Raw genomic sequence first — 13,409 nt, 5'->3', positions numbered from 1 at the left:
CCCTGAGGTTCCCTGCCCATCAGGGCGTCACGGTGTGCGCGGCGATCGAGGACGATTTTCACATAATTGTCTTCCCATGCCCGTAAGTGTTTGTTGGTCGGTGAGGCGTTACGTTTATCGCGCGCTGTTCGCGGTCATTTCTGAATTCTTGAATTCGTCTCCCCGCGTCGATTCCTGGTGGTTCATGCTGTCTGCATGGATTAGAGTCGCGCTCCGATGCATAATCGCTCCGACCAGTTCTCCAAGAACTTGCTGCGAGACGGGCTGAGCCTCGTCTCGGCGGCGGAGACTGAGGTCGAGGTCCTGGCAGCGACACAGAAAATCGATGTCTACAGCGTGCCTGATCCAGCGCGGCACGCCGAGCGCGCCGGCATGGGCCTGCTCGGCGAGCTCTCGGCGGAGCCGAGCCTGTTCGAGCCGTTTCACCGCACGCCGAGCCTTCGTCTGATCCGCCAGTGCTTGCGCAAGCAGCTCACGTGGCACCACGAACTCGAGCGCCGTGCCCGCTCGGCGGCCGGTTCCGTCGCGCCGAACGAGGACGTCGACGCGTCGCCGCAGCCGTGGGTGGACTTCCCTGCGCTGGTCGTCATCGGCCCGGGGCGCCCTGAGACGGTGCTCGACGCCTACCGCTGCGAGCCGGTGCAGCCAGGCGTCTACCACGCCGTGCCGGGCTTGGCGATGCGTGTCGTGGTGCTCGCCGAGCTGCCCCGGACGCGTGCGACGCTGCTCCTGCGGCTGCTCGGTTCGGGTCGCCTCCTGCGCGAGGCGCTGGCGGATCTGGCGGCGCTGCCGGACGATGCGTGGGAGAAGAGCATCGCCAAGCCGTTGCTGGTACACTTCCGGCTCGGAAGACAGGAGCCGGCGACCGACGAGGAGGACGATGTGAGCGCAGAGATCCGGGCGTGGTTCGAGGATTACGAGAGGAATCTCCGGGCCGAGGAGCGAAAGGAAGGCCGTGCCGAGGAGGCGGCGCGTGCTGTGCTGATCGCGCTCCGGGGTCGAGGCATCGCCGTGCCGGACGTGGCGCGGGAGCGCATCCTGGCCGAGAAAAACCCGGAAATTCTGGAACGATGGCTTGAGCGGGCCGTCGTCGCCGCGTCGCTCGCCGAGGTGCTCGACGACCCCAGCTGAGCGGTGCCGGGCAAGCAAGGGTCTCTCCGGAGACGCTGCCCGCTGCGGTGTACCGGTGGTGCGGGTAGCGGCACATCCTCAGGCATAGCGTACATCTACTTCGCGCGACCGACTCGCCAGAGGTGGCGAGAAAACAGCCTTCGCCCTTCGCGTGGACATCCCCTTCGTTCCACGGGCAGCGGGCATGATCAGGTGCCGAGGCGCCGAAGGGCGCCATGAGGCGGAGTTCTCTCGGTTTCTCTCGCGTCTGATGGTTCAATCTTCTTCGCCATGTGCCGTGACGGTTCAGGCAGGTTGCACCGGATAGACAGAGAGACTGCCGAGCGAAAAGCGGTGCTGTGTTCTCTGGGACTCCCTTGCCGAGCCCTGGATCTCGACTCGGTGCGACGCGCTCGACGTGGCGGCACCCGGCGATGCCTCCCGGGTTGACGCTACACGCCGTTCGCCCGATAGCTTTCGCATGCGTTCGGGGAACATCCAGGCCCTGCTCGGAGTCGGGCCGCGGTGGTGAGCTGTCCCCCCCTGCGCGCGCGCGTGCTCGTGTTGGCGGCGCTCGCCGCCTGCCGTGACGGCTCGGGTACGCCGGGCGCCGGGCCGGCGTCCGACGCGGGTGCTGCAACGCCGGCGCCCTCCGTTGCGCCCACCGCGAGCGCGGCCAGCGCCCCGAGCGCGCCGTCGCTGGACGCGGGGGTGGCGGACGCAGCGGCAACGGACGCAGCAGCGGCGGATGCGGCAGCGCCAGACGCGGGAGCTCCAGACGCCGCCGCGCTGGGCGCCGGCTGCACGCTGCGCCGGGGGCCGCTCTCGCTCTCGCTCCGTGGGCCGGCGCTGCTCTGGTCTCCCGACGAGGCGGAGCGCGCCGACTTCCGGGTGATCTTCAACCGCGACGGCGTGGCGCAGCACGTCGCGCCGTCGTTCGGCGGGCTCACCGCGCCAGGCTCTCCGCCCGCGGAGGCCGCGCCCGACGCGCCCGACGCCGGAGATGGCAGCGGCGATCCAGCCCGCGCCTCGTGGCCGGCGTGCGCGGTGGCCTCCCGGTTCGTGTACTGCATGGATCACGGCGGCACGATCCGGAGGACCCCGCTCGGCGGCGGCGAGGGGCCGCCCATCGGCGCCGGGCGCCGCGGCACGGGGATCTCCGCCGTCGCGCTGCCCGGAGGTCACACGCTGCTCGCGTTCCTCTCGGATCGGAAGACGACCGAGGGCGCCGTGACGCAGGCCTTCGCTGTGCTCGACGACGGGGCCGCCGTGCCGCTCTCCGAGGAGGGCAGCGGCGCCACCTTCGTCGCGCTGTCGCCCTGGAAGGCAGGCGCGCTGGCGATGTACATCGACGCGCGCTCGGCGCTGACGCCGGTGCACGCCCGCACGCTGGGGCTCACCGCGGAAGGCAAGCTCGAGCTCGGCCCTGACGCTGTCGTCTTCATCGGCGACGCGGGGGAATCGCGGATGGGCGGCGCGCTCGCCATCGGCGCCGCGGGGCCTGCGTACGTGCTCCTGCCGGCGGCGAAGGACATCTCGGCGTTCGGCATGGCGGCGATCCGCGTCGACGAGGCGCCGCGCGACGACATGCCCGCGGTCTGGTCGCTCTACCCGAACGGGCTCAGCCCCGCGCCGATCGCGGCCACGCAGGGCGTCTCGCCGATCCACGTGGCCCGGGTCCGGCCGGTCTCGCGCGAGCCCGGGGCGCGCCACGCGCTCGAGCTCGGGCAGCTCGACGGCGAAGGGCGCTTTCACGCGCGCTGCGTCGCGGTGGAGGGCAAGTCGTTCAAGCACGTGGCGATCGAGGCGGATCGCGGCGGCTCGCTGTGGATCGCGTACACGAACGCGGCCGGCACCTTCATCGAGCAGCGCGCCGCGGGGCCGTGATAAGCCAACCGCGTGGATTCGCGAATCCATCCCTATCGTAAATCTTAAGGAGTCGAGATGAAGCTAGGTTATCTGCCCAGGGGCATTTCATGGCCGCTCGTGTCGCTGATCGCGCTCGGCGTCGCTGGCTGCAGCGACGGCGGCGGCGGGGAAGCCGGCAGCGCGGAGAGCGCCTCGTCCGCCGCCGGCGGGCCGGGTGGCGCGGGCGCGGTCGGCGCCAGCGCCAGCGCCGGCACAGGCGCAGGGGGCGGGGACGGCGTCACGACGGGCGCGGGCGCTGGTCCGGGCAGCTCCACGACGACCGGCTCCACCTCCTCGACGAGCGGCGGCGGCGAGCCCAGCGCCGCGAGCACCGGCGCGACCACCTCGACGGGAACGGGCGGCGAGCCGGTGAGCTGCGACTATCCGGCCGAGTACGCGAACGGATCCATCACCTTCTACACGCTCGACATGGGCTCGACCGAGGTGAACTGCAGCTACCCGATCGTCGGGCGCAACCCGGACGTCGTCGGGCACGTCCCGTTCGGCGGAGGCCAGTACTTCGCCGCCATGAACACCGCCGACTACAACGCGGCGGCGATGTGCGGCGCGTGCGTCGAGGTCTCCCGGGACGACGGGCGCAAGGTGCAGGCCATGGTCGTGGACCAGTGCCCGATCGCCACGAACCCGAAGTGCACGGCGGGCCACATCGATCTCAGCAAGAGCGCCTTTCTCAAGATCGGCGAAGAGCGCGAGGGGTATCTGGGGACCACCCACGGCGGCGCCGCGGGGAAGATCTCCTGGCGGTACATCCCCTGTCCGACGACGAGCGCCGTCTCCTTCCGCCTCAAGGACGCGAGCAACAAGTACTGGAACGAGATCCTCGTCGAGGGGCACGCGCACCCGATCGAGAAGCTGGAGGTGGAGATCAACGGCACGTGGCAGACGGCCACGCGGCAGTCGTACAACTACTTCGTCGTCGGCGACGGGAACATGGGGAATGCGCCCTATCACGTCCGCGCGACCGACATCAACGGCTCCACCGTGGAAGCGATGCTGGAGCTCAAGGCCGGAAACCAGCCCGCGGGCGGGCAGTTCGCCGCCTGCAACTGAGACCGAGGCCCGCGCCCCGTGCTCCAGGGCGGCCGCCCGGAGGCCCGGTGGTGGACGGGCCCCTCGCGCGGCGCGGCCGAGCTTCCACGGGCGCCGCGGCCGCGCCGGGCTGCGGGGAAGCGCGCTCGCCAGCCCGGCTCGTCACGGGGCCAGCTGGTAGGATGATGGCCGCCCCCTGCGGTCGGGACGCGCCGCCGGGATCTCCAGGAGAACACCGTGCAAGACCCTCGCCCCGCCCCGTCGCTGCTCACCGTCGACGACTTCGAGCGCGCAGCGCGCGCCCGGCTGTCGAAGATGGCCTATGACTACTACCGATCAGGCGCCGACGAGGGCCGCACGCTCCGCGAGAACCGGCGCGCCTTCCGCCGCCTCGAGATCCATTACCGCGTCCTCGTCGACGTGGCCGAGCGCGACATGAGCACGACGGTGCTCGGCACGAGGGTGCCGTTCCCCATCCTCGTGGCGCCGACGGCCTATCAGCGCCTCGCGCACCCCGACGGTGAGATCGCCTCCTCGCGGGCGGCCTCCGAGCTCGGCACCATCTTCACGCTCTCCACCCTCTCGACGACGAGCCTCGAGGCGGTCGCGGGCGCGTCTCCAGGGCCGAAGTGGTTCCAGCTCTACGTCCACAAGGATCGCGGCCTCACGCGCGCCCTCGTCGAGCGGGCCGAGTCCGCCGGTTACCGGGCGCTGATGCTGACCGTCGACACACCGGTCCTCGGCCGCCGGATAGCGGACGTGCGCAACGGCTTCGCGCTGCCCGAGGGGCTCGTGATGGCGAACCTCATCGACGCCGCGGCGGCCGCCCCGGTCGAGGAGCGGGGCTCTCTGCTCGCGTCCTACGTCGCCACCCGACATGACGCCTCGCTGACGTGGCGCGACGTCGGGTGGCTCGCCTCGCTCACGAAGCTCCCTATTCTGCTCAAGGGCATCGTCAGGCCCGACGACGCGGTCCGCGCGCTCGAGGCGGGCGCCGCCGGCGTCGTCGTCTCCAACCACGGCGCGCGGCAGCTCGACGGCGCCCCCGCGACGATCGATGCCCTCCCGGCGATCGCCGACGCGGTCGCCGGCAGGTGCCCGGTGCTGATGGACGGCGGTATCCGGTGGGGTACCGACGTGCTGAAGGCGATCGCGCTCGGCGCCCGCGCGGTGCTGGTCGGACGCCCAGTCCTGTGGGGACTCGCCGCGCTCGGCGGCGAGGGCGTCGCGCGCGTGCTCGCGGGGTTGCGCGATGAGCTCTCGATCGCCATGGCGCTCGCCGGCTGTCCTACCCTGGCATCCATCGATCGCGATCTGGTCCGACGAGCTCAGGCGCGATGATGGATGCCTGAGTCGCACGAGCGCGGAGTTTTCCAAGATCGGCGCTGTCCCGCGTGCGGCCAGGCGGCGGACGGCGGCGCTCGCGACGCCCGCGTCGCTCGCGTCGACGCATTGTTGCGCTCCGCTGAATCGCGGTGTCAGGGCGTCTTCGACGAAAGAAAAGGTGGCGGCCACTCAGCCTCACCCGTACACTCGGCCATCGTGAGCAGCGCAGTACCTGCGAGGGAGCGGTGGCGGAGGCTCTTCACGCGAGGCGCTGGCGCCTCCGGGGGGGAGCCCGCGCCCGAGGGAGCGGACCCGGCCATGGGGATTCGGCTCCGGCGTTTCGCGGGGCCGGCGGCCTACCTGGAGCAGATGTCGTCGCTCCGGATTGCCCACCTGACCGATCAGCATGTCGGTCGCGTGACGTCGGTGCGGGTGCAGCGCGCGGCCGTCGCGCTGACGAACCTGCAGCGGCCCGACCTCGTCGTGCTCACGGGCGATTTCGTGTGTCACAGCCAGCTCTACCTCGATCAGCTGGAAGAGGTTGTGCGCGGCTTCGAGGCGCCGGTGATCGCCGTGCTGGGGAATCACGATCACTGGTCGGGCGCCGACGCGGTGAAGCGCGCGCTCGAGCGGGGCGGCGCCGCGGTGCTCTGCAACGCGAGCACGGTGATCACGCTGGGCCATGAGCGGCTCCAGGTGGTGGGGCTCGACGACGCGTATACGGGCCACGCGTCGCTCGAGAAGGCGGTGAAGGGGATGCGGCGCGACCTGCCGACGCTGGGCCTCTCGCACATCGCCGAGGAGGCGGACGGGCTCTGGCGCCATGGCGTCCCGCTGGTGCTGTCGGGCCACACGCACGCGGGCCAGGTGACGGTCGCGCGCCTGAACGAGCTCTCGATCGGCAAGATCGCCGGGCACCGCTACATTCACGGGCTCTACGGCACGCGCAAGCGGGGGGAGCCTGGCCAGGGGGCGGTCTACGTGGGCGCGGGGATCGGCGCAGCGGTGATGCCGTTGCGCCTCGGCGAGCGGGGCCAGCGGGAGGTCGCGATCTTCGAGCTCGGCAGCGAGCCGGGGTCGTTCGACGAGCACCACGCGGAGCAGGTGCCGCACCTCGGGCGCAAGCCGACGCCGGAGCTCATGGCGAGCCGCGCGGCGAAGGTGGCGAGGAACCGGGAGCGGCGGGCGCGGGTGCACCGGCACGGCGAGGGGAGCGCCGGCGGCGGAGAGCCGTAGCGCCGCGGCGCCCAAGGCTGTCTCCGGTTGCGCAGGTCAGAGATCCTGCCAGCGACCGGTCCGGCGAGTGAAAAGAGATTTGAACGCAAAGGCGCCAAGACGCAAAGTCGCAAAAATACACGAGATGTATTCTTTTTTTGCGTCTTCGCGCCTTTGCGTCTTTGCGTTCAAATCTCTCCCTGGATCCCGGGCCGGACTCCTTGGTGGGTAGAATCAGTAGCGGAAGCCCAGGGCTCCCGAGGGCCCCCAGAGGATCGCCGAGGCGAGATCGACGTTCATCCGAGCCTCGAGGTAGATCGCGTGCTGATCGAGGGTGACGAGGTCGTAGCTCAGGTGCCCGCTGAACCCGAACGCCGTCGAGGTCATGGACGACGTTGACGTCGCGCGGGTCACCGCGAGCAGGAGCAGGCCAGCGCCTCCGCCGAGCCGGAAATCGCCGAGGTGGGTCTCCACCGCGAAGCTCGGACGGAACATGCGCGCGGGGAGGCCGAACTCGGTGACGCCGACGAAGCCCTCGAACCCTCCCCAGAGCGCGACGTGCTCGAGCGTGCCCCCGGCGGCGGCGCCGAAGCTCGCTCCATAGATGGCGAGGGAATAGAAGCTCTGCCATGAGCCCCCGGCGTACAGCTTGGCGCCGAAGCCGCGCTTCCACCCAGCCGGGCCCTCGGAGGCGGGCGCCCCAGGCGGCGCGGCCGGCGGCGCCTCCTGCGCGCTGGCGAGGGCGGGGGCGAGGAGCCCGCAGAGCGCGGCCGTGCCGCCCCATCGCCGGCTCGATGAGCGGATACGCCGCCTCATCGACACACCGCCGGGCGCGCGACGCCTGCGCTCCCCCCCTCGGCGAGCTTCATGCGCGCGGCGGCCTGCTCGCAGACGTTGCTCCCGACGAGGTCGCCGCACTCCCTCTCCTGGATGCACCGGCTCTCGTCGGCCGTGAGCCACAGCTCCTCGTTCCCGTTACAGCCGATGTTCTGCTGGCAGAGCGCGGGAGTCGGGGCGAACGACGGACAGCACTCCTCGAGATGCGCAGCCGCGTTTTCGCACAGGAACTCCTGCTCGCTGATGCCCATCCCGAGGGCGAGCGGCGCGAGCAGGATGACGCACAGGATTCGACGGGCAGAGATCCAGGATCTCACGTTCAACCTCGCTGCAAAGCGTGAAGGCGGCGCGACGGAGCGCGGCGCCCCGGGCGCCATGGCATCCTACCGCGAGCGCAGGGCCATGTCCTCGGTCCCGCCCCCCCGCACGCACGAGGAACCCCGCGGGTCGGTCGATTCGCATTGACGCCCGTCATGTGAACGTTCACATTGTCGGCCGCACGTCCTCCTTTGGCTTCGTCCGGTGGTGCACCGGGCCGCTCACGAACCTGACATGGCCACGCGAACGAGCCGTGATATCAAGGCAACCTCGTTTCGCGTCCCCAGCCTTGACTGCCGGCGCCCTCGCCGGACTGGTGTAAAATGAGAGTCTCTCTGATCGTTGTTCCTGCGATGTTGCTCCTTCTTGCCTGCGGCTCCGACGACCCGCCTGCGGACGACCAGGCCAGCGCCAGCACGACGAGCTCTGCGAGTTCGGGCGGGGGAGCCTCGACGGCCGCCAGCACGAGCGCCTCCAGCAGCGCGAGCTCCAGCAGCAGCGGCGGGGCCGGCGGCAGCGGCGGGGCCGGCGGCAGCGGCGGGGCCGGCGGCAGCGGCGGCAGCGGCGGCGAAGAAGAAAACCTGCTCGCCGCGGCCGACAGCATCGACGGCTTCCGCTGGGAGATGCCGTGCGACCGGGACCCGGGCAACAGCGACGAGTGTGCGTGTTCGGCGCTGGTCGACGAGACCAAGACGTTCGGCGGCTCGCCCGACACGGTCTATCTGGTGACCGTCCGGCTCCGCGGCGTCGTCGAGCCGGAGACCTACAAGGGCGGCACGTCCGACGGCAATCACTTCCGCGTGGGCGGTACACCCGACAACGCGACGTACAACCGCTACAGCATCTCTGTCGCCGACCCGGCCGAGGTCTACTGGCTCAACGATAGCCCCAACGTGGGCCACGACACGTTCAAGATCGACCACACGAAGACCATTCCGATCCGGGGCGGAGCCAAGGTGTCCTTCAAGGGCGAGGATCCGAATCACACCAGCATCGCCAACTTCAAGCATCTGGTCGTGGACGGCATCCCCCCGGCGCCCCAGGCGTACGTCGGTCAGTTCATCCAGCTCGACGTGCAGTCCGTCGAGAAGAAGCCGTGAACGCGCGCCGCGCCGCCCGCGCTCCTCGCGCTCGATCCGCCGCGGAGCGGGCCGCCGCGGAGCGGGGCGGCGATCTCGCTCACTCGATCGGCGCGTCCGCGCACGCGCCCCTCGCGTCGACGGAGGTGCCGCTCGCGGCCGCCGTGCAGGCGTTGGCGTACGTCTGGCCGTCACAGCCGCACACGGGCGCGAGCTCCTTCGTGCACACCTCGGGCTTCTCCGCGCAGGTGCCGGACGCGTCCGCGCGCCCGCAGATCGCGGAGGGCGCGTACTTGCAGTAGAGCCCCTCGCCGCACACGCGCGGCCCGCCGAGGGTGAAGCCGCCACAGCTCTCGCCGATCCCCACGATCGTGGGGCCGCACTCGCCCGCGCTCCTCACCGAGACGCCGGCCGTGGCCGCGACGCAGCCGTTGCTGTACGTGCGGCCATCGCAGCCGCACACCGGATCGTACTGCTGCGGGCACGCGTCGGGCATGAGCTTGCACGCGCCGCTCCGGTCGTACGCGCCGCAGCTCGCCTCGGGGGCGAAGTCGCAATAGAGGCCCGCCGCGCAGCGTATGCCGGCGATGCCCCCGCACATGCCGCCGGGCCGCGCGCGGGTGAAGCCGATCTCGTGCTCGAAATGCGCCGGTACCGCCGCCACGTCGCTCACTGCGAGCGCGCCCTCCGCGGCCCCGCTCTCCTCCGCATCCGCGAGATCCTCGACCTCGGCATCGTCCGATGTCGCCGTGCAGGCGGCGAGCGTCACAGCGAACACTGCACCCAGAACATGTGTCATCTTCATGATCGTGAAAACTCCTCGTGAGGAGGTGGCCCGGCGCTCCGGGCGTCTCCTCGGCCATGCGCATCGCGCGCGAGCTGGGCAACGCGTCGCTGCGCGATGTCGCTGTGTCCTCCAACGCGTCGAGCCCTGGCTCGACCTGGGGTGACAGTGCGTCGGCATGTCCGGAATCCAGCGCCTCGATGAACGCTCTCCTTCACACCCCACGGCATCTGCGCTCGTCGACTCGGTGTTTGCTCGCTTTCCGCGTTTGCCGTTTGTCGTTCATTGAACGTCGATTGCCGGTGAGCGCCTGCCGTCTGTCATCCCCCGCTTGTCGTTCGTTGCCGTCTGCAATCGGTGTTCCCCTTGGAGAAGAGATGAGCCCGCCCGCCGCGGATCTTCGCGGCCTTGCGGGAGCGAGGAGCGGGCGATCGCCAGGTCCGGGCGGGTCGGACGCCGGGAGGAGCGCGCGCGCTCCCTGTTTCCATCTCACCTGCGGCGATGCGGCGTTCCGCCACACGGGGGTGCGGGCTGTAGGAGCCCATCCCCTGAAGCGGGGCAGTTTGCTACGTGGAAGGCGGGAGGGGCGCTGCGCCGGTGGCCGTCCGGGCAGCGACGATTGTGGTGCTGACATAAGCAGCTCTGACGCGCCGCGAGGTGGCGAGGCGTCGAGGCAGCGATGCGTGCGGTGAGCGAGAGGAAGCGGGAAGACGTGCGGAAGACGTGCGGAAGACGTGCGGAAGACGTGCGAGGAGAGGGCGGAAGCGCGGGGAACCACGGCTGAGGCGGGGAACCACGGGTGAAGCGCTCGCCGCGCGCGCTTTCGTGACAGCTCGGTTGCGACCCCCCTTGCTTTTGCTGAGCGAGGACGGCTAAGTCTGGTTTTGCTCGAATGGTCCGTGCCAACGACAAGACGGCGAACAACCGCACCCCTCGGGAGCTCAACCGCTCCCTCGTCCTCGACCTCGTGCAAGAGCACGGCCCGATCTCCCGCACGAACCTCGCGCGGTTGAGCGGGCTCACCAAGCCGACGGTCTCGGCCATCATCGAGGAGCTGCTCGACAGCGGCAGCGTCCGCGATGTCGGGACCGAATCGCGCGGCGGGCGCCCGGCGCGGCTCCTCGAGTTCAACGACGACAGCGCGGCCTTCCTCGGCATCGAGATCGGTGTCGAGCAGACGGCCGTGGCCGTGGCCGACGCCCGCGGGCGGATGCGGGCGCGGCTGGAGCAGCCCACCGTCCTGCGCGATCCGCACCGGACGGTCCGCGATATCGTCGAGCTCTTGCCGAAGGTGCTGCAGCTGAGTGGGGTGCCGCGGAAGCGGCTGCGCGGCGCCTGCGCGGTGTTACCTGGGCTCATCGAGCGGCCGAGCGGCGTCTGCGTGCTTGCGCCCAACCTGGGCTGGGAGCGGTTCCCTGTGCGCGCGGAGCTCAGCCGCGCGCTTCGCATGCAGGTGCCTGTGTACAACCTGCCTCAGGCAGCGGCGGTGGCGGAAGGGGAGCTCGGCGCGGCGCGGGGGCAGGCGTCGTATGTATGGATCTATGTCGGGCTCGGCGTCGGCGCGGGCCTCGTCGCCGATGGACGCCTGTTCTTCGGGATGCAGGGATACAGCGGGGAGATCGGCCACTGCCGCATTGCGGACGACGGCCCGCCTTGCGGCTGCGGGCGCCGCGGATGTCTGGAGACGTTCGCTTCGGTCATGGCGCTCCGGCGCGCCGCGGAGGCGGCGTCGGCGCGCTCACCCCAGCTCGCCGCGCTCGCCCGCCCGCACGCCGTCAGCGCCATCGCGAGCGCGGCGCTCGCCGGTGACGAGAGCGCCCGCGCGATCTTCCACGAGGCGGGCACGCAGCTCGCGCGCGGCATCGCGGTCCTGCTGAACCTGCTCAACCCCCAGCTCATCGTGCTGGGCGGCGAGCTGCTGGCCGCGCCCGACATCCTGCTTGCCGGCGTGCGCGAGGAGCTGCCGCGCCACGCCGTCCGCGGCGCGGACGTGCCGGTCGTCGCCTCTCCGCTGGGGGGCGAGGCCGGCTTGCTCGGCGCCCTCCTGCTCGCGCGCGAGGGCGCGGTTCGCTCGCTCCGCCTCGTGCCCGACGGCGTGCTCCAGGACATCGCGCCGTAGCTACCGGCGCCGCCGCGCGGGCTCGCCAGCGGTCTTCTTCTCTTCTGTTGGTTTCCCGAAGCGCTCATTGGCTCGGGTCCTAGGCGAGCGAGGCGCGCTCTCCGCGCGCCGGGTCGCCCTTCGGGGCGAGCGACCCGGACCGCCCCTCGGCGAGGAGCGGCGCGAACGCGTGGCGATCATGCCAGGTGAGGGCGCCGAGCAGGCCGAGGAGGACACCGGCGTTGATGCCGGCGCGGGGGTCGAGCAGCAGGTGGAACAGGGCGATGTTCACCACGACCGGCCATAACAGCGCGAGCGCGAGTGGACGGCGGCGGCCCTGGAGGAGCAGGACCGCGGCGGCGATCTCGACGACCTTGACGGCGTAGATGTAGCCGCTGTCGACAAGCAGCTGGACGAACGGGTGGAGCGGCTCGGGGACCGGCACGATGCGCACGAATCCGTTGATGCCGCCGAGCAGGACGATGAGGCCGAGGGCGACGCGGGCTGCGCCGACAGCGCGGGGGGGCATGGATCCTCCTTGGGTTCAGGGGATCACCATGGCCCCGGCCGTGTGGCCTCGGCTTGTACGAAGCGGCTGCGAGCGATCGAACCCGGCGTGCGGCCCAGCGTGGCGACGATCGCGCGGGTCAGGTGGGCCTGGTCGTGGAAGCCGCCGGCGAGCGCCGCCTGCGCCAGCGGGGTGCCGTCCATGAGCGCCTGGATGGCCGTCAACACGCGAAGGAAGGTCACGTAATCGCGCAGCGGGTGGCCGAAGGCGCCGTGAAACAGGTGGGAGAGCCGCGAGCGGGAGAGGCCCTCCCCGGCGGCGAGCGCGCCCAGCGCGGGGCGGCCCGGCGCCTGCTCCGCCAGGCGGCGCATGGCGCGCAGCACGCGGCGATCGACCGGCGGGCCGCCCGGCGCGAACGCACCGGCGCACGCCCTCATGAGCTCATGCGTCGCCGCGTGATCGAGCCGGCCGCGGAGCACGTCGCGCGCCGCCGCGCGCGCCCGCTCGGCCTGCGCTCCTTCGAGGACGAGCACCCGCCCGCGGGCGGCCGCCTGCGCGCCGGCGCCGAGCCCCTCGGGCGCCAGGAAGGTCGTCACCGTCGCGCCGGGAGAGCCGATGGAATGGGCGACGCCGGCGCCGGTGAGCACGGGCGCGCGCACCTCGAACGGCCGCCCGACCTGGGCCTCGATCTCGAGAGGACCGTCGACCGGCACCACCAGCTTGACCAGGTGGAGCGCATGGCGGCGCGTCCCCCCGGCGCCCTCGATGATGTGCACGCCGCCGTGGCCGACAAGCGCCGTGTGCTCGAGGGCAGTCACGCTCGAGAGCACATCACGCGGGCGTGGGCGCCGCAACCGCCGCAACCGCCGCAACCGCCGTGCCCTCGTTGACGCTGCTGCCTCGAGCGGGCATAGGGGGGAGATGCGCAGAATCGTTATCGAAGGGATGACCTGCGGCCACTGCGTCCAGGCGGTCTCGAAGGCGCTCGCGAAGGTCCCTGGCGTGACGCGGGTGAGCGAGGTGAGCCTCGAGCGCGGAGAGGCGGTCGTCGAGGGGAGCGCGGCGGCGGAGGCCCTCCTCGCGGCCGTGCGCGAGGCCGGCTACGAGGCGCGCGACGCTGGCTGACGCCGCGGTGCGCCGCGGCGCCGAAACGCGGCCGCCTTTGGTATGGTGGCG

General features: G+C 71.4%; 13 protein-coding genes. 8 read left to right on the top strand and 5 right to left on the bottom strand.

The features are described from left to right. The first annotated feature begins 216 nt into the window (after positions 1-216). The 5 genes from WMF45_RS42395 (at position 217) to WMF45_RS42375 (ending at position 6,630) form a co-directional block, all read left to right on the top strand. Positions 217-1,131 carry a hypothetical protein gene (locus WMF45_RS42395; RefSeq protein WP_437712097.1) on the top strand — a complete coding sequence of 305 codons (915 nt, stop codon included), beginning with the start codon at positions 217-219 and terminating at the stop codon, positions 1,129-1,131. 507 nt (positions 1,132-1,638) lie between these two features. Then, the gene (locus WMF45_RS42390; RefSeq protein WP_437712095.1) at positions 1,639-2,997 is read left to right on the top strand and encodes a hypothetical protein; all 1,359 of its coding nucleotides are present in this window, start codon (positions 1,639-1,641) and stop codon (positions 2,995-2,997) included. A 57-nt stretch (positions 2,998-3,054) separates the two neighbouring features. Further along, on the top strand, positions 3,055-4,089 hold the full coding sequence (locus WMF45_RS42385; RefSeq protein WP_437712093.1) for an expansin EXLX1 family cellulose-binding protein: 1,035 nt from the start codon (positions 3,055-3,057) through the stop codon (positions 4,087-4,089). Positions 4,090-4,305: 216 nt separating this feature from the next. After that, a complete protein-coding gene (locus WMF45_RS42380; RefSeq protein ID WP_437712091.1) occupies positions 4,306-5,409 on the top strand; it encodes an alpha-hydroxy acid oxidase in 1,104 nt (367 codons plus the stop codon). A gap of 303 nt (positions 5,410-5,712) precedes the next feature. Beyond that, on the top strand, positions 5,713-6,630 hold the full coding sequence (locus WMF45_RS42375; protein WP_437712089.1) for a metallophosphoesterase: 918 nt from the start codon (positions 5,713-5,715) through the stop codon (positions 6,628-6,630). Positions 6,631-6,843: 213 nt separating this feature from the next. Here the strand turns inward: WMF45_RS42375 and WMF45_RS42370 are convergent, their stop codons facing one another. Together WMF45_RS42370 and WMF45_RS42365 are read right to left on the bottom strand one after the other, a co-directional pair. After that, positions 6,844-7,425 carry a hypothetical protein gene (locus tag WMF45_RS42370; RefSeq protein ID WP_437712087.1) on the bottom strand — a complete coding sequence of 194 codons (582 nt, stop codon included), beginning with the start codon at positions 7,423-7,425 and terminating at the stop codon, positions 6,844-6,846. Next, entirely contained in the window at positions 7,422-7,763 is a 342-nt protein-coding gene (locus WMF45_RS42365; RefSeq protein WP_437712085.1) for a hypothetical protein, read from the bottom strand. The genes WMF45_RS42370 and WMF45_RS42365 overlap by 4 nt, the downstream gene beginning before the upstream one ends. A gap of 354 nt (positions 7,764-8,117) precedes the next feature. Here WMF45_RS42365 and WMF45_RS42360 point away from each other — a divergent pair, with 354 nt between their 5' ends. Further along, positions 8,118-8,864 carry a hypothetical protein gene (locus WMF45_RS42360; RefSeq protein WP_437712084.1) on the top strand — a complete coding sequence of 249 codons (747 nt, stop codon included), beginning with the start codon at positions 8,118-8,120 and terminating at the stop codon, positions 8,862-8,864. A gap of 79 nt (positions 8,865-8,943) precedes the next feature. On the opposite strand, the gene WMF45_RS42355 is transcribed toward WMF45_RS42360, so the two are convergent. Then, a complete protein-coding gene (locus tag WMF45_RS42355) occupies positions 8,944-9,648 on the bottom strand; it encodes a Kazal-type serine protease inhibitor domain-containing protein (protein WP_437712082.1) in 705 nt (234 codons plus the stop codon). Between the two features lie 871 nt (positions 9,649-10,519). Here WMF45_RS42355 and WMF45_RS42350 point away from each other — a divergent pair. Further along, positions 10,520-11,746, top strand: a complete 1,227-nt coding sequence (locus tag WMF45_RS42350) for an ROK family protein (RefSeq protein ID WP_437712080.1) — start codon at positions 10,520-10,522, stop codon at positions 11,744-11,746. Positions 11,747-11,825: 79 nt separating this feature from the next. Here WMF45_RS42350 and WMF45_RS42345 read toward each other — a convergent pair whose 3' ends face one another. Both WMF45_RS42345 and WMF45_RS42340 read right to left on the bottom strand, forming a co-directional pair. Next, complete coding sequence (locus WMF45_RS42345; RefSeq protein WP_437712078.1) at positions 11,826-12,254, bottom strand: membrane spanning transport protein; 429 nt, start codon at positions 12,252-12,254, stop codon at positions 11,826-11,828. A gap of 23 nt (positions 12,255-12,277) precedes the next feature. Further along, positions 12,278-13,051: a helix-turn-helix domain-containing protein gene (locus WMF45_RS42340; RefSeq protein WP_437712076.1), complete on the bottom strand. Its 774-nt coding sequence runs from the start codon at positions 13,049-13,051 to the stop codon at positions 12,278-12,280. Positions 13,052-13,154: 103 nt separating this feature from the next. On the opposite strand from WMF45_RS42340, the gene WMF45_RS42335 reads away from it, so the two are divergent. Further along, positions 13,155-13,358 (top strand): CopZ family metallochaperone, encoded by a 204-nt coding sequence (locus WMF45_RS42335; protein WP_437712074.1) that lies wholly within the window; start codon positions 13,155-13,157, stop codon positions 13,356-13,358. The last annotated feature ends 51 nt before the right edge of the window (positions 13,359-13,409 follow it).

The sequence above is a fragment of the Sorangium sp. So ce448 genome (genome assembly GCF_051520915.1).
Classification (GTDB): Bacteria; Myxococcota_A; Polyangia; order Polyangiales; family Polyangiaceae; genus Sorangium; species Sorangium cellulosum_B.
Note: the sequence above shows the minus strand (reverse complement) of the source record. Positions and strands in the feature narration are given on the sequence as shown.